The organism is Sulfoacidibacillus thermotolerans, assembly GCF_003144315.1.
In the GTDB taxonomy this organism is placed as follows: domain Bacteria; phylum Bacillota; class Bacilli; order Alicyclobacillales; family SLC66; genus Sulfoacidibacillus; species Sulfoacidibacillus thermotolerans.
This window is the reverse complement of the sequence record NZ_MPDK01000025.1, coordinates 23,761-41,505: the sequence shown is the minus strand read 5'-3', so window position 1 is coordinate 41,505 and position 17,745 is coordinate 23,761. Positions and strand designations below refer to the sequence as shown.

Annotated in this window: 17 protein-coding genes, 3 tRNA genes and 1 pseudogene; 7 read left to right on the top strand and 14 right to left on the bottom strand. The window is 43.2% G+C overall.

Features of this window, described 5'->3' with window-relative positions; translation table 11 throughout:
• The first annotated feature begins 28 nt into the window (after positions 1–28).
• Both BM613_RS11960 and BM613_RS15130 read left to right on the top strand, forming a co-directional pair.
• A pseudogene (locus BM613_RS11960) lies at positions 29–1,248 on the top strand (IS256 family transposase).
• Entirely contained in the window at positions 1,191–1,346 is a 156-nt protein-coding gene (locus BM613_RS15130) for a hypothetical protein (RefSeq protein ID WP_181363114.1), read from the top strand. Before BM613_RS11960 ends, BM613_RS15130 begins: the two are co-directional and overlap by 58 nt.
• A gap of 223 nt (positions 1,347–1,569) precedes the next feature.
• On the opposite strand, the gene BM613_RS11955 is transcribed toward BM613_RS15130, so the two are convergent.
• A complete protein-coding gene (locus BM613_RS11955; RefSeq protein WP_109430053.1) occupies positions 1,570–4,560 on the bottom strand; it encodes an AAA family ATPase in 2,991 nt (996 codons plus the stop codon).
• A gap of 476 nt (positions 4,561–5,036) precedes the next feature.
• Here BM613_RS11955 and BM613_RS11950 point away from each other — a divergent pair, with 476 nt between their 5' ends.
• The 4 genes from BM613_RS11950 to BM613_RS11935 all read left to right on the top strand — a co-directional run bounded on the left by BM613_RS11950 (position 5,037) and on the right by BM613_RS11935 (position 7,423).
• Positions 5,037–5,351, top strand: a complete 315-nt coding sequence (locus BM613_RS11950; RefSeq protein ID WP_109430052.1) for a hypothetical protein — start codon at positions 5,037–5,039, stop codon at positions 5,349–5,351.
• A gap of 38 nt (positions 5,352–5,389) precedes the next feature.
• Positions 5,390–5,572, top strand: a complete 183-nt coding sequence (locus BM613_RS11945) for a hypothetical protein (protein WP_109430051.1) — start codon at positions 5,390–5,392, stop codon at positions 5,570–5,572.
• Between the two features lie 7 nt (positions 5,573–5,579).
• Positions 5,580–6,218 (top strand): hypothetical protein, encoded by a 639-nt coding sequence (locus tag BM613_RS11940; protein ID WP_109430050.1) that lies wholly within the window; start codon positions 5,580–5,582, stop codon positions 6,216–6,218.
• A gap of 68 nt (positions 6,219–6,286) precedes the next feature.
• Complete coding sequence (locus BM613_RS11935) at positions 6,287–7,423, top strand: tyrosine-type recombinase/integrase (protein WP_109430049.1); 1,137 nt, start codon at positions 6,287–6,289, stop codon at positions 7,421–7,423.
• A gap of 137 nt (positions 7,424–7,560) precedes the next feature.
• Here the strand turns inward: BM613_RS11935 and BM613_RS11930 are convergent.
• The 8 genes from BM613_RS11930 to BM613_RS11895 form a co-directional block, all read right to left on the bottom strand.
• Positions 7,561–7,637: transfer RNA gene (locus BM613_RS11930), tRNA-Pro, on the bottom strand.
• A gap of 23 nt (positions 7,638–7,660) precedes the next feature.
• Positions 7,661–7,743: transfer RNA gene (locus tag BM613_RS11925), tRNA-Leu, on the bottom strand.
• A 9-nt stretch (positions 7,744–7,752) separates the two neighbouring features.
• Positions 7,753–7,828, bottom strand: a tRNA-Lys gene (locus tag BM613_RS11920).
• Between the two features lie 65 nt (positions 7,829–7,893).
• On the bottom strand, positions 7,894–9,177 hold the full coding sequence (locus tag BM613_RS11915; RefSeq protein ID WP_109431413.1) for an adenylosuccinate synthase: 1,284 nt from the start codon (positions 9,175–9,177) through the stop codon (positions 7,894–7,896).
• Positions 9,178–9,320: 143 nt separating this feature from the next.
• Positions 9,321–9,917, bottom strand: a complete 597-nt coding sequence (locus BM613_RS11910) for a hypothetical protein (RefSeq protein WP_109431412.1) — start codon at positions 9,915–9,917, stop codon at positions 9,321–9,323.
• A gap of 6 nt (positions 9,918–9,923) precedes the next feature.
• On the bottom strand, positions 9,924–11,261 hold the full coding sequence (gene dnaB / locus BM613_RS11905; RefSeq protein ID WP_181363113.1) for a replicative DNA helicase: 1,338 nt from the start codon (positions 11,259–11,261) through the stop codon (positions 9,924–9,926).
• A 29-nt stretch (positions 11,262–11,290) separates the two neighbouring features.
• On the bottom strand, positions 11,291–11,743 hold the full coding sequence (gene rplI, locus BM613_RS11900) for a 50S ribosomal protein L9 (RefSeq protein ID WP_109431410.1): 453 nt from the start codon (positions 11,741–11,743) through the stop codon (positions 11,291–11,293).
• 110 nt (positions 11,744–11,853) lie between these two features.
• Positions 11,854–12,765: a DUF2232 domain-containing protein gene (locus tag BM613_RS11895; protein ID WP_181363112.1), complete on the bottom strand. Its 912-nt coding sequence runs from the start codon at positions 12,763–12,765 to the stop codon at positions 11,854–11,856.
• Positions 12,766–12,901: 136 nt separating this feature from the next.
• Here BM613_RS11895 and BM613_RS11890 point away from each other — a divergent pair, with 136 nt between their 5' ends.
• Positions 12,902–14,716, top strand: coding sequence for a two-component system sensor histidine kinase NtrB (locus tag BM613_RS11890; RefSeq protein ID WP_109431408.1), 1,815 nt, complete (start codon positions 12,902–12,904; stop codon positions 14,714–14,716).
• A 111-nt stretch (positions 14,717–14,827) separates the two neighbouring features.
• Here the strand turns inward: BM613_RS11890 and rpsR are convergent, their stop codons facing one another.
• The 5 genes from rpsR to BM613_RS11865 all read right to left on the bottom strand — a co-directional run bounded on the left by rpsR (position 14,828) and on the right by BM613_RS11865 (position 17,741).
• Positions 14,828–15,058, bottom strand: a complete 231-nt coding sequence (gene rpsR, locus BM613_RS11885; RefSeq protein ID WP_109431407.1) for a 30S ribosomal protein S18 — start codon at positions 15,056–15,058, stop codon at positions 14,828–14,830.
• A gap of 32 nt (positions 15,059–15,090) precedes the next feature.
• Positions 15,091–15,579 (bottom strand): single-stranded DNA-binding protein, encoded by a 489-nt coding sequence (locus BM613_RS11880; protein WP_109431406.1) that lies wholly within the window; start codon positions 15,577–15,579, stop codon positions 15,091–15,093.
• Between the two features lie 32 nt (positions 15,580–15,611).
• Complete coding sequence (rpsF, locus tag BM613_RS11875; protein ID WP_109431405.1) at positions 15,612–15,899, bottom strand: 30S ribosomal protein S6; 288 nt, start codon at positions 15,897–15,899, stop codon at positions 15,612–15,614.
• Between the two features lie 175 nt (positions 15,900–16,074).
• Complete coding sequence (gene ychF / locus BM613_RS11870) at positions 16,075–17,172, bottom strand: redox-regulated ATPase YchF (protein WP_109431404.1); 1,098 nt, start codon at positions 17,170–17,172, stop codon at positions 16,075–16,077.
• A 338-nt stretch (positions 17,173–17,510) separates the two neighbouring features.
• A complete protein-coding gene (locus tag BM613_RS11865) occupies positions 17,511–17,741 on the bottom strand; it encodes a DUF3892 domain-containing protein (protein ID WP_109431403.1) in 231 nt (76 codons plus the stop codon).
• Positions 17,742–17,745: the final 4 nt, after the last annotated feature.

Genomic DNA, 17,745 nt, shown 5'->3' with positions numbered 1-17,745 from the left:
AGTACTCACTCACAGAAGGAGAATCCAAATGGCTCAACCTCAGTTTACGATAAATCTCGATCTTTTGCAGTCCCTTTTTCAAAGTGATCAGGGATTGCCGCTTCTCTTACAGCATGTATTGAATCAGATCTTGCAGATGCAAGCCAGCGAGCAGCTTCAAGCAGAGCCTTATGAACGTTCGGAGGACCGCACCGATCATCGCAACGGAAGCTATACTCGATCGCTTACGACGCGCGTCGGCACCTTGAAACTTCACGTTCCGCGCCTTCGCAACGGGCAGTTTTCTACCGAACTGTTTTCACGGGATCAGCGTTCCGAACAGGCGCTGATCCTGAGCCTTATGGAGATGGTGGTGCAAGGCGTTTCGACGCGTAAAGTGACAGAAATCACGGAAGAACTGTGTGGCACCTCCTTTTCCAAGTCGCCGGTGTCGGATCTATGCAAGCGCCTTGATCCGGCGGTGCAAAGCTTCAATGAGCGTGACTTGTCAGAGCGAACGTATCCGTTTGTATTGGTGGACGCGATCGTCCTCAAAGTGCGAGAAAATCGACGGATTCGGCAAATGAGCATGATGGTTGCCGTCGGCGTCAATGATCAAGGGTTTCGGGAAATCCTCGGTCTGCGTGTTGGTGATAAGGAGTCGTATGCGAATTGGCATGACTTCTTTGGGTGGCTGAAACAGCGGCAACTGCGAGGTGTCGATCTTGTCGTATCGGACAGTCACGTGGGGCTTGTTCAGGCGGTTCAAACGCAATTCATCGGATGCACCTGGCAACGCTGCCAAACTCATTTTACGCGCAATATCCTTGATCAGGCGCCTAAGACGCTGATGTCTGAAATTCAGCAGCAGGTGCGGGCGATTCTCACGGCGCCTGACGAGGAGACAGCAAGGACGCTGTTAAACCGTGTGCTCGAAGAATACGGCGAGAAGGCACCCAAGGCGGTCAAGGTGTTGGAAGAGGGGTTTGAGGATGCAACGGCAGTATTGGCGTTGCCCGAACCGTTGCGTCGGAAGTTGCGGACGACGAACAGCGTGAACGGTTAAACGAGGAGATTCGCCGTCGTGAGCGAGTCATTCGCATCTTTCCCAATCGAGAGTCTGCGCTTCGTTTGCTAGGAGCGTTGCTGATGGAGATTGATGAGGGATGGTCGTCCCATCGAAAATACCTCGACATGGATGGATATGCTTCGTGGTGCAAAGAGCAGCAGGAGAAATGGAGGCAGAAGGTCGAGGCGGAGGCATCATGAAGAGCTTCCACCTTGCGCTTGGGATGGCCAGGGTTAGGCGAAAAGCGCAGCGTCCCTTGCAGGATGCGGTACGCTGGCTGATCCAGACGGAACCTTAATGAACACGTTGCGCTTGGGTCCCGTCTGGCCGGACAAACCAAACCGCATCCATGCAAGGGCGGAGCCACACGAATCGCAAGATGAACGGAAGAGCTTCAAGTCGTCGGAAGGCGATGAAAAGGCAAGGCACCCCGTCGACAAAGGGAAAACGAAATTACACCACATTTAGGACTTGATCCAAAAACCCCTTGCCCTGACTATCCTCAGCAATCTGCAAAACGCTCATACAACAGTTGCGAATTTTTCTCTCGCAATATAACGAATGGTACGAATCAAGACGGCATGGTCAGAATGGAAATCTTTTTCGTTTAACGTGCGATCATCCAAATAATCATAGCTTGAGCTTTTTCCTGTATATTCCTCAAACTCACCTTCTAGCAAATTTGTAATCACCTTTACCGATGAACGAGCACGACTTATAGCTGTATAATACATTTCTTGACTAGCAAAATATTTGTTTCGCTCTTTTTTCTGTGTACGAGCCAACAACACCATTCCATTCTCATACTCCTTGCCTTGACTTGATTGTATCGTGATTGCATATGCATGTTGGATTGTATCCGTGTATCGAAGTAGCTCAGAATGCCGAAAAAGGCGAATTCCTTTTCCATTTGACAACTCTACAGCAATCATTGCCTCATCATAATACTCATTGACAAACGGCGCATATTGAACGCGCCCCCCCATAAATACTTTCATTGTACCTTCTTCACCATTCAAAGAATTGAACCTTTCGTCATCATTGTGTTTGCGATTTCGCTTAATTACAACTTGATCACCCTCTGCAAAAATATAACCGCCAACACGAATTCTATTGATTCCACGCTTGCCTGTGCGATCTAACTCTTCCAAAACCCATTGATTTACCAGACGGCGGATTTTGTGTACATTGACAAGTACTTTTGTGCCAGATAACACAGCTTGTACAATCTCATCCTTGCGATCCTCAAAATCTTTGACAAAGTCTTCTCCGTGATTTTTAAACCCCTTGCGAACACGAAAATTCTTAGTCAGAAAAAACAATTCCACACCCGGTAAGTTTTCCAAAGCACCAAATTTATGACCAAATGCGCCAATCTGATTTGTATCCCCAAAGTTTAAAATCCGGACATCTTCGGGCAAACTCATATAAAGAAGTGCCTTTTTATCAGGAGTCAAACGTTCGTATTCGTCGATAATCACCAATTCAATCTCTGAAGCAACGTTATGAAAATTATGAGCATAGACTGTTTTTCTAGCACGGCGGCGCATCCCCAAAAAAGCATCTACCGTTTGAACGGATTGACTATACCGCGCATCCAACTCACTACGTAGTTTTTGGGCAACAGACGCTGTATATGAAAGAACTGCAACCTTTTTAGGGTCAAAAGGCGTATAGTTAAGAAAGTTAACTAGCGTGAAAGTCTTTCCAGAACCAGCATCTGCCTTCACCACAATTTCTGAATGGAAAAGCGCATCGTTCATGATTTTCAATTGCTCATTAGTTATCTTGGGTACATGATCATATCGTCCTGAAAGATATTCAACTCCCGCAACCTCTTTGCCCTCTTTAAACCCCTCTTCAGAGAAATATGCATACCACGTCCAATCTAAGCCAGCGCGATAGGCGGCATAACGTTTAATGAACTCTACATATTGCGTTTCTCGCAAAGCAAAAAAAAGTTGTTCTTTTGTAAGATGCGTATACGCAGTTTCACACATGTCTTTAAAGAAAGCATCCTCATATTCCTCCAAAACCTGTTTCCAAATTTCTTTGGCTTTCTCATTTTGGGAAAGCCAAAGAGTATAACTCTCTGTAATCGAATCCACTTCTTCTCTAAATTGCATCTTTATTTCTATTTCACTAGCACCGCGGTCAATCATGCGGGAGAGAACGGGCGTCTCACTCTCTACATCTATCCCACGAACATTGCCAATCCTATCTATGATATTTCGACGTTTGGTGAACCCCGCAAAAACAAATCCACTCTGTTTTTTAATTCTGTGGAAGGCGTGCACTTTGATCTCGTTATCCGAAACGAAATACACAGACTTCCCCCTAACAACCCCTTTTTCGGTATGACGATGACCAAAAATGCCGATCGAAGCGAGACGCTGAATATCCTCTATGTCGGTTTTCGCCTGATATTGCCCCAACTTCACCATATAATCAGAGAGTGCGTTTGCATCAGAACGGTTCACGCTTTTCACATCATACACTTGCATCGTTTCACCAGAAAACCTAGATTTCTCAATAAAATAAGAGAACACAGGGTAATTAACGAGCGCATGCACGTGCAAATGACCGCCTTTTCCCACTTCCCACGTGCCAATATAAGCGAATTTCGTGATCTTCTCGTTGACATGATTTTTTGTCTCGTTCTCAATTTCTAAAGCACGCACCCCTTCTTTGTTCTCGTTGTGAGCTAAAATCAGATCATTCATCACATAACGAGAAATCGCTGAACTAGAAGAAGGAAATTTATACTCGTCATAATCACTCAGACGTGAAAAATAATCAGCAACCTTAAAACGAACGTTTTCCAGCGCTTCCCCCAACTTTTTATAGCCTTTTAAGTACGCATACCGCTCTCGTAATTGGTTTACAATCACATCAGGAGCCGTCTCGTTTTGATAACTCTCATCTAAAAAAGCATCTACCTCTGCATAGGCAGCTTGTACATCCAAAATCAGACGACGCTTATGAATTGCAAACGCAATCGCTGAACGTGCTACACGTCGAAAGTTCGTGATATACTCATATCTGATGACTTGATCGATCCACCGTAACCACTTTAGATAATATTGCTCATCCGTCTTTTTCGCATTCTTATCACGAAACCTTTTTCTTCCAAGGTAATATGAAAATTTCAGATTCTTCATCTGTTCCACAACAGCTTGAAAATGTTCCTTTAGCTCATCATACGCTCGTTCTGCTTCTTCTGGAGATTTTAAGTCTGACGAATGGGTAAGTGTCACAAACTCATACAAATGATACATATTCGCATACATCGTAATGTTTTTTGCAATTTCTGCACGTTCTTCGCCACCATGAACCGGACAAAAGATACTATGGCAATGGCTATCTACAATCGCACCATATTTTTTCTGTACATTCAAAAACGCCAGCGCACGAGGACGACAAGCATATTCATACGCATACTCATCAATTTTACCCATGCGATTCATTTCTTTGATTCTATCATCCTCATGAACGCCTTGCACCTCGTACATATTTGTACACCTCCTTCACTCTATAGGTGTTTTGAGTGTAATAAAAATCAATGCAAGAATACTTTTACTTTTATGGTTTTTGCTTTCTCAATAGTTACACGGTCAACACAACCTGATTTTTGCGTTTTGCATTAAAATGTTTACGGGTTGTTTAATTTTAATCTAGGCCGACGTGTTCCACTCTGGCTTTTAACAAGTTAGCGCCCCCGACGTGGACAGAATCCCCTGCGGTGAGATGTGGGCGCACTTCGAGGCCCCGGCATTCGGCCACCCCGAGTGCACCCACATCTCATTCTGCCACGTCGACCCCACGGAGCATCTTCCAGCTATTCCTAAAAAATTGCACACAAGAAGTATTTGTGTTTAGACAAGCATGTAAAACAACTGATTATTTACTTTTTTTTCGTATACTGCTAGATTATAAAAGGGCACGTAGGATTGGTTTATAATACATTTTGATTGGAGTTGATAAGAAAATGAGTTGGTGGAGTGCTACAGTAAAGGCATTTAATCAAACCAATCGTGATTCTGTAAGTGTTGCTAGCGGTATTGCTGCTGCCGTTACTGGTGGTGGAAAAATAGCAAGTTCAATTAATACAGCTAATAAAGCAGGAGTTTTTGATGCGGCAGTTATTGATGGGGGTACTGCTGCAGTTGGAGAAGTAGGAGCAGGTGTTGTCGCCTATGCTGCTCCTGCAGCGGCGGCAGCAGCAGTTGGAGCAGCAACTTTAGCATATGCGGGTGATTTTATCGACCATTTCGGACAAAATATGGGATGGTGGGGTAATTAGTTTTACACTAACTTACGTGCCCTAGAGGGGGGAGCAAATTGCTTCGGTTAATCGTTGTATCATCAGTATCCACGATTGTTGGATACATTGCAATTAAAATAGGTACTTGGTTATTAGTCAAATTTTTTGGAACTGACAAAACCGACGCATCAAAATCATTGTGGTACGGAATTTCAATCGGTTGGATCGTATTTGAAACACATTTGTTGGGAATTTGGTGAAACAAAGATGGAAATCTATATTCCAAATCTTAAAACTGAAATAGAATCTGTCAGGGTCATTTTTGATGAATTTTCTAATAAGTTAGTTTGTGAGGGTATTCCAACTGATCGGTTAAATATTTACCAAGTTGCACCACCAGAAATTTTTCATTACTATTCCATTGAACTGAATGGGAAATTTAGAGTTTGTGATGCTTGGACGGATGAATCATTTCTGCTTAAGAATGGTGAATATGGGACTGTGTCTGTTCAAAAAGATATCAGTAATCAAATTTTTATCAAGTCCGTTTTATGTACAAAAGTTAATGCTCAAGGAATTGCTGAGGAATTAACAAATATTTTCACTGATGAAAATCCTATGGTCATACTCTCTTTCGAACTTATTTCCCCATCCTCGAACGAGATGTCAGCTGTTGTAACTGTTGAATGGTGTAGCGCTAAGCAAACCCAATGGATTACCTCACGCCCTTATAGATTTAAAGGAAAAAAAGTATCCTTTAATGCATTAAGAATATCCAGGGAAATTCCTGAAGGTTCATGGTCCTGTCATGTCTACGTTAATGATGAATTTGCAAGTATGCATTCTTTCGTAATAGTGCGAGGACAATTAAAGCCAAACGCCGCTTTTTTCGATTCATACGGATAAGAGAAAAAACCTTTCTGATACAATCTAGCTAGGAGGAATACAAAATAGCCACCTTCACTTACCGAGGTGTGGACAACCAAGGAAAAGAAATTTGGTATATTCGCATATTTGTGGATGGCCGACAGAAAGGTTTCACTTTTCACGGCACAAGACGTAAAGCCGAATTGGAAGCCGCCAAGCTTGAGAATGCAAAATCCCACGGCGAAACAATCACAGCCAGCAAAACAAAAGTCGAGGACTATTTGAGAGATTGGCTCGCAACTTATCAGAAGCCGGAAGTCACGAAAAACACTTATTATGAGGATGAGTTGCGCTTGACCAATCATGTTATTCCATTCATTGGTCAAAAACGCATGAATACCCTAAACGCAATGGACTGTCAAAAGGTGATCAATCGTTTGGCCATCGAGCAACGTAAAACCAGAACCGCCGTTATGGTCTATAATCTCATGAAAAAAGCTTTTCGTAAGGCAGTGGATCTAGGCTATTTAATCAAAAATCCAATGGATGCTGTCACTAAGCTAAAAGATCGAGCAGAGCAACGCCCATTTCTAACCATTGAACAAGCAGTCGTATTTCTTGACCACGCTCAACACGATTCCTATTATCCCATTCTTGCATTTCTTTTACTTACAGGAACTAGACCAGAGGAAGTGTTTGGACTTAAATGGGAGGATGTTGACTTAAATCACGGAACTGTTTCCATTGTACGATCTGTCAAACACTTACCTGGTGGTGGATGGGAATTTGCCGACCTAAAAACCACAACGAGCCGCCGCAACCTTGATCTACCCAATGATCTACTCACCATCCTTCGTAATCTCAAACAAGAACAATCACGGGCACGTTCGATGCTTGGCGCCGAATGGATCAACAACGATTTAGTATTCACCAATCAAATTGGCAATCCAATCGACGTTTCAAGAGTGAGGAAACACCTGACCAATGTTCTGCAAGCTGCCGAACTGCCCAAAATTCGCTTGTACGATCTTCGCCACACTCACGGCTCAATGCTCATGGCAGAAGGCGCAACGATCAAGGAAATATCAGATCGACTAGGCCACGCGAACACCAGCATGACCGTCAATCGCTATTTGCACACCACACCATCACGTACAAAAGCAAGTGTAAATCGGTTATCACAGGCAATGGCCGATGAACGAAAAAAGATGAGCAAAACGCATAACGAACAGAGTGTTAATTAACGGTATATATGGTAGCAGAATCGACGATTTTGGATCACATACTCGTTCACTAGATCAAAACTAGATCATCGGCAAACAAAAATGGTAGGCTGTATCCAGCTTACCATTCGTTTTCCTTGATATATCAGGCTTTTTTGTGGTCGGAGTTACAGGATTTGAACCTGTGACCTCCTGCTCCCAAGGCAGGCGCGCTACCAAACTGCGCTAAACTCCGTCGAGATAGTAAAATGAGTTGCATGGTGCGGGTGAAGGGACTCGAACCCCCACGGTTACCCGCCAGATCCTAAGTCTGGTGCGTCTGCCAATTCCGCCACACCCGCAAACGTATCTGGTGAGCCATGCTGGACTCGAACCAGCGACACCCTGATTAAAAGTCAGGTGCTCTACCGACTGAGCTAATGGCTCAAAAAGAGCACGTGAATTAATATAACAGATTCACGTTCATTATGCAACTGCAAAATCATCAATTCCTAAAAAACTTGCTGAACTTCTACAATCCGATCTCTATCTGCCCCAGTTCCAAATAGCACAATTTTTGCACCAGTCAATTCTTCAATACGCCGCAAATATTGCTGTGCCGCATTAGGCAACTCCGCAAAAGAACGCACGTCTGAGATGTCCTCTTTCCAACCTGGTAAGATCTCGTATTCCGGTTTGCATTCGCGCAGCGCCGAGATACTAGCCGGTACATGGGTGATTAATTCACCGCGCAATCGATAGCCAATACAGATCTTCAGTTCATCCAACCCTGTTAAAATATCGAGTTTTGTCACTGCGATTCCATTGATCCCACTTACCCGACGCGCATGTCTCGTAACCACACTGTCAAACCAACCAATTCTTCGCGGCCTGCCTGTAGTTACTCCGTACTCATGACCAACCTCACGAATGTGCTGACCCAATTCATTGTCGAGCTCAGTCACAAACGGTCCTTCTCCAACACGTGTTGTATACGCCTTTACTACTCCAATTACAGTATTAATTTTCGAAGGTCCAATCCCTGTGCCGATACTTGCCCCCCCTGCAACCGGGCTTGATGCCGTCACATATGGGTATGTTCCATGATCTTGATCCAACATTGTCGCCTGTGCGCCTTCAAACAGAATATTTTCACCACGCGCCAACGCCTCATCAAGTACTACAGACGTGTCAGTTACATATGAACGCAGACGTTCCCCATACGCAGAGTACTCTTCAAAAATTTGTTCGAGCGCAAAACCTTCTGTCCCATAATACTGACGAAACAACTGATTTTTTTCTTCTAAATTTTGCTTTAATTTCTCCCTAAAATCCTCTGGTTCAAGGAGATCCGCCATTCGAATTCCAATGCGGGCAGCCTTATCCATATAAGCTGGACCGATACCCTTACGCGTTGTACCGATCTTACCAAGCCCTTTGCGTTCCTCATCTAACTCATCAATGCGAATATGGTAAGGGAGAACTACATGCGCCCGATCACTTATCGCCAATTTCCCCATCTTCACGCCAAGCGTTTGGAGGTAATCAATCTCTTCCAACAGCGCCCTAGGATCGATAACCATACCATTCCCTAAAATACAATGCTTATCTTGATAAAGAATACCAGAAGGAAGTAAGTGCAAGTCGAATTTTTGACCATTCAGACGAATCTGATGCCCCGCGTTGTTCCCCCCCTGATAGCGAGCGACAACGGATGACTTTTCCGCCAAGTAGTCCGTAACTTTCCCCTTACCTTCATCTCCCCATTGCGTACCAATCACAACAACCGTTGCCACTTTGCATCTCTCCTAAGAATCCTCAATCGATCTCTTGAGACAACTGGCACAGACAAAATCCTTTATGAGTGTAGCAATGCAAGAACCATGTGTCAATGATAAATTACGAACAAATAACACCAAAACCACATATAACGTTCGTGTTATTCATGATGTTGCATAAATACATATACCACAAAAGGATCAGTCACGATATCCTTATAACGTTGAAGTTGCATAACGAGAGATTGTTCTGGATGAGCCGGGTCGAGAATGGGGTATTTTTCTAGATCGAATATAGGGGGTCCAAACCACCATGATTTATATACAATATATGCTTGGACCTGAGCAAACTGACCTACTTGCAAGTACTCTGGCACATTGTAAACTACAGCGAATTTAGCCCAAAACAATATCGTTATAGCTAATATGGAAAATAGTAGACTATAAGCAATTCGTTTGCTCCATTTGACAAAACGCAGCCAGTACATTCTGCGGAGTCTGCGCCGTCGTCGTCGAGTGCTTTGACGCCCCAGATATTGTCTTTGATATGGGCGTTTCTTGGTTCGCGCCTGCATCGACTCCACCACTCGCGGAGCAGGTTGCAAGGGTGACAGCATATAAGCTAAGAGCCACCGCAGAGTAAGGCGCGGCTTAGGATGAGCCATTCGCCGCGGCACATAATTGCGTTCCCACTCATTTACTACAGGTTCACCGGATGAGTTCTCTGTGTCTGGCTTTTCTGCCGAATTCGTTGCCATAGTCTCTCACCGCACCGTTTTTTCGAGTGAAACGAATTTGTTGTAGTTCTTCAAAAAAACTAGTTCAACCTTTCCTGTTGGACCGTTACGTTGCTTACCAATAATGACTTCTACAATATTTTTTTTCTCTGATTCGGGATCATAATAATCATCTCGATAAAGAAATCCCACCACATCTGCGTCTTGTTCGATACTTCCAGATTCACGAATATCGGATAACATAGGTCGTTTATCCTGGCGTTGTTCAACAGAGCGACTCAACTGTGATAAGGCAATAATGGGGACATTTAATTCTCTTGCAAGTCCTTTTAGCGAACGAGAAATCTCTGAAATTTCCTGTTGACGATTATCTGATTTCCCTCTTCCGTGAATTAACTGTAAATAATCAACCACAACTAGACCTAATCCCATATCTAATTTTAATCTCCGCAATCGCGAGCGCATTTCAGCAAGGTTTATGCCAGGACTATCATCGATAAAGATAGGTGCTTCAGAGAGAGAGGCGATTCCCATCGATAACTTCGTCCAGTCTTCATCGCTGAGTTGTCCTGTACGCAAGACTGTTGCATCAATGTTCGCTTCAGCGCAGATCATCCGTTGCACGAGTTGTTCCTTAGACATTTCGAGACTAAAAATGGCAACGGTCTCCCCTGAACGCACGGCGACATTTTGTGCAATATTCAACGCAAAAGCAGTCTTACCTACTGAAGGCCGAGCAGCGAGAATAATCAAATCTGACTTTTGGAAACCAGAAGTCATTCGATCTAGTTCTGCGTACCCTGACGAAATTCCTGTTAGAGCCCCTTTGTGATGATAAAGATGTTCCACCCGCTCATACGCCTGCATTAAAACATCGCGAATGGGAACAAAACCCCGTTCAGAGCGCGTCTGTGATAGCGCTAAAATACGCCGTTCTGCTTGATCAAGTAACTCTCCTACATCCTCTGTTCCCGCATAACTAGTGGCCGCTATCTCTGTTGTGACGCTTATCAAGCGCCGCAACATGGAGCGTTGTGTGATAATCTCTGCGTGATATTCTGCGTTCGCTGCAGTCGGCACCGACTGCGCGAGTTGAATAATATATTCTATGCCGCCCGCTTCTTCTAGTTTTCCTTGCGATTGGAGCTTTGCAGTGAGAGTGACAATGTCAACTGGCTCCCCATGCTCAGCAAGATCAAGCGCGGCGGCATATAAAACCCGATGACCTTGTCTATAGAAATCATCTGGATGAAGGCGTTCAGCAAGCGTCCCTAAAAGGTCTGGCGCAAGGAAAATAGCACCTAAAACCGCTTGCTCCGCCTCAATATTTTGAGGAGGCAGACGATCAAATGGCACTTCTGCCATCATTTGTACACCTCCAATTTACAGATATCTCATGCCTGTTCTTCCGATTTTACGTGAACTTTTAACTGAGCTGTAACATCGTGATAAAGTTTTACTGCTACTGTTGTAAACCCTAAGGAGCGAATCGCATCATGAAGTACAATTTTCTTTTTATCAACCGGATAGCCAGCGGCTGCTAGTCCATCAGCAACTTGCTTTGAAGTAACAGCACCAAAAACACGTCCATTTTCCCCTGTTTTTACATGTAGTTCTAAAGTGAATTGATTCAATTTACTTGCTAGCTCACGTGCAGCTGCAATTTGTTGCTCCTCTTTTTTCTTTTCGAGCTCGCGAGCATGCGCAATCTCCTTTAATACATCAGGTGTAGCTGGTTTAGCCAATTGCCGTGGAAACAAGAAGTTGCGGGCATATCCTTCAGAGACGTTTTTAACGTCCCCCTTTTTCCCTTGACTTGGCACATCTTGCATGAAAACAACTTTCATAATTTACCTCCTTCAAGTCCGAAAAAAGGGTTGTCATGTCTACAAATTCATTATAGGTACCAGTGTCAAATTTACAATCAGAAAAGCCTACCTTCAAATCAAGAATAGCTTTAGCCTTTTTTACTTAATCGTTCGCGAAAATCCATAACCATATCAAGAACACCTAACAACAAATAGATCTGGCTAATATAGGGAATCAAGCTTACTATAAAGAGAAATAGAAAAGCAATGAATCCCCACGCTCTTTGGCGCAAGTACCACCAGAGAAATGACAGTGCCTGAAGCTCTAATAAAAAGCCTGCAATCAGAAATACATTATTGGCTAGTGACCATACAAGTGAAACGTTAGTAAACAGCTGAAATGCCAAAATCACTAAACTAGCGCCAAAAATGACTAAAAGCATCGGAGGAAACCTCAGAAATCGAAAAACCGGTTGAAACTGATCCCCATGACGCCGGAGTAAGAATCGTACAAGCGCTGCATCAAGCAATGTCGAAGCAATCGCAAAAAGCACGATAAAGCTCGGAAAATAGAGACTGACCTGCTTAATCAATTGTGCAATAGTTTGAGATGCATGGGCACCGCCCAACAATCCAATGTTTGGATTTTGTGTGATTGCTTTTTTCACTTCAGCCATAAGAAGTGGTAAGATCTCTATACCGGACCATTTTAGTAAAGCAAGGCCTAACACAATAAAAGCTATAAAAATGAGCACAGAGTTAACCATGGCGCGGTCAACGCGTCCTGTTTGAAATCCCTTCCCAAGTACATAAGAAAAACTCCCAACAAATATAAGCAAGAGAAGTGCCTGTACGAAGGAACCTAAGAAGGACAAGACAACAAGAGCCACCACTAAATGGATCGCAGCTCGTTGCCAAAGCCCTCTAGCAACTAACAAGATTAATGGAACTGGCAGCAACACCATGGCAAGGGTGCTAAGTGGCGTAGAAACCGCAAAGGTCAATAAGATAAAAAAGGCGATTCCCGAACCCCATGCGGTATCAATCATTCGCTTCAGCATGATCACCTTTTTCCTGATAAATTTAACCTTACTATTGTACATCAAGTGATCCCTTCATGTGTGACACAAGACTGGGAGTTCTATATCTACTTTTTATATTCTCGGCATTGCATGAGTAATCTTGGAGGTTACATCCGTGAGATTAAACCATTCAACCATTGGTATTGCAGCTGTTATTATTCTCTCCGCCAGTCTGTTGATCGGACTTATCTATAATGATTATAAAAATGGTTGTAAAATTATCGAAAGAGCATATAATGTTTCGCTTGAAGAAAGCGGTCAACTCCTTGTAAATGAAATCTCTAAATCTTATTTGCATCGCGAGCATTTTGATCGAGGCACTCTACAAACAATGTTGCAGCACCAGTTGCGCCGACTTTCTGCACCTCCGCTACAAGTTGAGCAAATCGGGCTCATCGATTATCCTGCTAAAACTATGATTGCTAAAGTGACTGTGCCCGCGTTTACAAGCGACCGCTCGCTGGATAACCCCATTTCATTGGCTCCCCGCTTGAAAAATGGTCACATCATGTCTACTTCATTCCCTAACATGGATCAGCATACATTTGAAGTTGAACTTGCATTCCCTGTCATTCAAAACCACGTACTTGTAGGGGTAGTTTATTTCATTGCCTCTGAAATGACGATTGAACAGACCCTCAAATCTATGTTTTATCATCAACTTTTGATTGGACTGCTTATCGCATTGTTAGCTCTTTTAGTAACCCAATTTATTTATCGATTTATACATACTGTAAATACCGAACCCACTGAATTAGTCGGATGGATTAATCGCTTAGTTGAAGATCCTTTTGTAACCCCACCATCCACACTACACTTGCTCAATCCGTTAACGCAAACCATTCTCAAAATGAGAAAGAAGCTGTATCAACAAGAGGATTTAATCCATCAAGTCATTAAACATGCGCCATTAGCCATCATCAGTATTTCCCATACAGGTGCAATTGAAATCATAAACGATACTTTTCTTGCGATAACTGGGTTCTCGGAAGGTGACGTCCTTGGCAAGCCCATTCTTAAGATAGTTAGTCGACTCGAAATCTCGCGACAGAGTATTCAAGACGTCATACAAAAGATCCACTCAGGCGCTAATATCCGCAGTCTCGAAATCTCATTTATTCATACAATCACACGCGAACCTAAAGTTGTAGAGTGCTCTATTGTAGCAAACGCGCTGACTACACAAAATACAACTGGAATTATTGTATTTGCAGAAGATTTAACAACCCGTAAACAATGGGAGGCATTTACTGCAAAAATTGACCGTTTAAATCTTATCGCTGAACTAGCCGCCTCTACCGCACATGAAATACGTAATCCCTTGACAACTGTTCGAGGCTTTTTACAGTTGCAAAGGCGTCGTAATCAGGATCTAAATGGCAAAGATCACTACCATATTATGATCGAAGAAATTGATCGTGTAGATGACCTCATCTCTGAATATTTGACACTTGCTAGGAACTCAGTACAATCTGGACGTGAACCTGTAGAAATTAGAAGTGTTATTGAAGACCTTTTGCCATTAATTACTGCTGAAGCTAATATGAAAGGGGTAATTATGCTCGTTCCCGATCTCCCCTCTGGTTTTTGCCTCGCTAATAAAAGTGAACTAAAGCAAGTTTTTTTAAACTTGGGGAAGAACGCTCTCGATGCAATGCCAAACGGAGGTACACTTAGCATTTTCGGGAAGATAGAACAAAATTTCTATATCCTCATCATCTCTGATACTGGAATTGGCATATCGCAGGCCCATTTACAAAAGATTTTTGATCCTTTTTTTACTACAAAATCTACTGGTTCAGGACTCGGACTTGCCATTTCGAAGAAGATTATTGAGGCACATCATGGATTAATCCAGGTAGAATCCGAAATAAATAGAGGTACACGCTTCTCAATTGAACTCCCACTCTATCGATCAGATGACCTATAGACTACTTTACTAAATAGAAGCAAAATGATATGAGCTGTTTGCATATTGCAAATAACCCATATCATTTTGCTTTGCTTATTGGATCTCAAAAACTCACAAATCCATTTCCACTTATTCCATTGTATATGGCAATAACGCGACTTGGCGTGCACGTTTGATTGCCACTGTTACCTGCCGTTGATGTCTAGCACAGTTACCTGAAATGCGGCGCGGCAATATTTTTCCACGTTCTGTCAAATATTTCGTGAGACGATTTGACTCTTTGTAGTCAACAACTGCAATCTTATCGACACAAAACTGACATACGCGTTTTCTTTTCCCCCCACGGCCTTTACGCGGCATACCATTCACCCCTTTGTCGTTTAATGATCGAGCTAAAAGGGGAGATCATCATCTACGATGTCAATTGACCGACCATCATCTGCAAAGGGATCATCCTGATAACGAGGAGAGGAAAAACTACGGTCAGATTCAGAGCGATTCGAACCATGCCCAGATCCTGGGGATAAACTGGACGAACCACTAGATCCTCCTGTTCCTTCCGTACCTCGATCCAGAAAGCGAACATTGTCGGCAACCACTTCTGCAACGCGAACACGTTGGCCCTCTTTATTTTCATACTGGCGAATTTGGAGTCTTCCTTCTACCGCAGCAAGCCTGCCCTTGCGTAGATATTGGGCACATAGTTCACCAAGCTTTTGCCATACGACAATGTTAATAAAGTCTGTTTCCCGATCACCCGCTTGATTTGCCCGTTGGCGATCTACTGCTAAGGTGAACGATGCTACAGCCGTTCCAGACTGTGTATACCGCAATTCCGGATCTTGTGTCAGACGCCCAATCAAGATGATTCGGTTTAACATCGAGCGAGCCCCCTATACCCTCGAACTCCCACTTACTCCTCAATATGCAGTGTTAAATATCTCAGCACGTCATCGCTTATCTTAAATAAGCGTTCCAATTCTTTTGTAAAATCAGTAGCCGCTTGATACTTCATCAGCACATAGTAACCTTCACGATAGTCATCGATTTCATAAGCGAGTCGGCGTTTTCCCCACTCGTTTACTTCTCCGAGTTCTCCTTCGTGATTTGTTACTACGCCTTTAAAGCGCTCTACAAGTTCTTGCGTTTTCTCCGTTTCTAGATCAGGACGAAGAATATAAAGCGTTTCGTATTGGCGCATTTCTTTCACCTCCTTTTGGACGTAAGGCCCCTTTACGGAGCAAGGACGGCAGGTTGTCCTGTCTGCAAAACCTCGTGTAGAACAAAAAGTTCTCACATCCTGCAACTATATCACAGGTAGTGGGTAAATGCCACTAGCAATCGTCAGAACCTCGAGTTGATCCGTGTTTAGTACCCTATACATTAAATCGAAAATGCATGACATCCCCATCACAGACTACATAGTCCTTTCCTTCAAGACGAAGTTTCCCTGCATCACGAACATTTGCAAGTGACCCTGCACTTATAAAATCTTCATAACCAATCACTTCTGCTCGTATAAATCCGCGTTCAAAATCAGAATGAATGACTCCAGCCGCTTGAGGAGCCTTTGTTCCTTTGCGAATCGTCCAAGCTCGTACCTCTTGTGGCCCTGCAGTAAAATAGGTGATTAATCCTAACAAATCATAAGAGGCCCTGATCAAACGATCTAATCCAGATTCCTTTAGACCTAACTCCTCCAGAAAAACTTTTCGATCCTCCTCATCAAGTTCTGCAATTTCAGATTCAACTTTTGCACTGATCATCACTACTTGTGTCCCCTCAGTCTGCGCTAATTCACGAACTTTTGTAACGAGTGGATGATCAAGTTGTACAACTTCCGTTTCTCCGACATTCGCTGCATATAGTACTGGCTTTTGCGTAAGTAAATGCAAGTCACGCAAATAATCCCTCTGTTCCATCGTGAGATTTATCCGCCGAATCGGAGTGCCAGATTCCAGGAACTGCAGAATCTCCTCGAGCACTGAAACTTCTTCCCGCACCTTCGGATCACCACTTTTGGATTGCTTTCGTTGTCTATCAAGGCGCCGACCGATTGTCTCCATATCTGCAAAAATGAGTTCGAGATCAATTGTCTCAATGTCTGAAAGTGGGTCTACTTTCCCAGAGACATGAGTGATGTCATCATCTGTGAAACACCGTACGACATGTACAATCGCATCTACCTCGCGAATATGCGCTAGGAATTGATTTCCAAGCCCTTCACCTCTGCTCGCACCCTTTACAAGTCCTGCAATGTCGACAAACTCGAAGGTTGTTGGTACAATTCTTTGTGGATGGACAATATCCGCCAAACGAGTAAGTCGCTCGTCAGGAACTTCAACCACGCCGACATTTGGTTCAATCGTACAAAAAGGATAATTCGCCGCTTCCGCCCCTGCTTTTGTAATCGCGTTAAACAAGGTTGACTTCCCTACATTTGGCAAACCTACAATTCCTGCCTTTAACGGCATTAACTTCACTCCTCATTTTACGTGTTTATCGATTGATTACCATTATGAATTGTACAAATCCTGCGTAGTATTGGATAAGCGGTAGTGTAAAAAGCCAAACTACATTGACCCTAATTTGAAAGGAGGTGTCCTTATGCGCAAAAGATGGAGAGCGCTTCGCAATAAATTAAGAAAGGCACGAGGCTTATTGGCTATAGACCCATATCATCATATCCAATAACTATGATAACCCTTTTGGCACGTATCATTAAGAATAAGCTTTATCTGCTTTTCTTGCAACGAGCAAGGGAAAGCAGATAAAGCTTATTTTTTGTCATTATTTTAGTTTGCCATGACCGTTAAAATTCAGGAAGAACATCCAGATTATTTCCTGATTCTGAAATAGCATCATCAAAATCATTTGCAATGATCCAGTTTCCATTCTCATCTAAATCAGTTAGAGAATCTAATCTTCCTTCTCTCGCAAGTTTACGAGCGGTTTCTAATGACACCATGGTTCCATTATTCAACTTTAGCATCGCAATTTCCCCACGTTCATTTTTTCGCACACCGACAATTTTTTCCCCCATTTGT

Excerpts from the sequence above, each read along its gene's own strand:
- BM613_RS11955 (WP_109430053.1), bottom strand. The coding sequence starts at position 4,560 with ATGTACGAGGTGCAAGGCGTTCATGAGGATGATAGAATCAAAGAAATG.
- BM613_RS11950 (WP_109430052.1), top strand. The coding sequence starts at position 5,037 with ATGAGTTGGTGGAGTGCTACAGTAAAGGCATTTAATCAAACCAATCGT.
- BM613_RS11940 (WP_109430050.1), top strand. The coding sequence starts at position 5,580 with ATGGAAATCTATATTCCAAATCTTAAAACTGAAATAGAATCTGTCAGG.
- BM613_RS11910 (WP_109431412.1), bottom strand. The coding sequence starts at position 9,917 with ATGGCAACGAATTCGGCAGAAAAGCCAGACACAGAGAACTCATCCGGT.
- dnaB (WP_181363113.1), bottom strand. The coding sequence starts at position 11,261 with ATGGCAGAAGTGCCATTTGATCGTCTGCCTCCTCAAAATATTGAGGCG.
- rplI (WP_109431410.1), bottom strand. The coding sequence starts at position 11,743 with ATGAAAGTTGTTTTCATGCAAGATGTGCCAAGTCAAGGGAAAAAGGGG.
- BM613_RS11895 (WP_181363112.1), bottom strand. The coding sequence starts at position 12,765 with ATGCTGAAGCGAATGATTGATACCGCATGGGGTTCGGGAATCGCCTTT.
- rpsR (WP_109431407.1), bottom strand. The coding sequence starts at position 15,058 with ATGCCGCGTAAAGGCCGTGGGGGGAAAAGAAAACGCGTATGTCAGTTT.
- BM613_RS11880 (WP_109431406.1), bottom strand. The coding sequence starts at position 15,579 with ATGTTAAACCGAATCATCTTGATTGGGCGTCTGACACAAGATCCGGAA.
- rpsF (WP_109431405.1), bottom strand. The coding sequence starts at position 15,899 with ATGCGCCAATACGAAACGCTTTATATTCTTCGTCCTGATCTAGAAACG.
- ychF (WP_109431404.1), bottom strand. The coding sequence starts at position 17,172 with ATGCCGTTAAAGGCAGGAATTGTAGGTTTGCCAAATGTAGGGAAGTCA.
- BM613_RS11865 (WP_109431403.1), bottom strand. The coding sequence starts at position 17,741 with ATGGGGGAAAAAATTGTCGGTGTGCGAAAAAATGAACGTGGGGAAATT.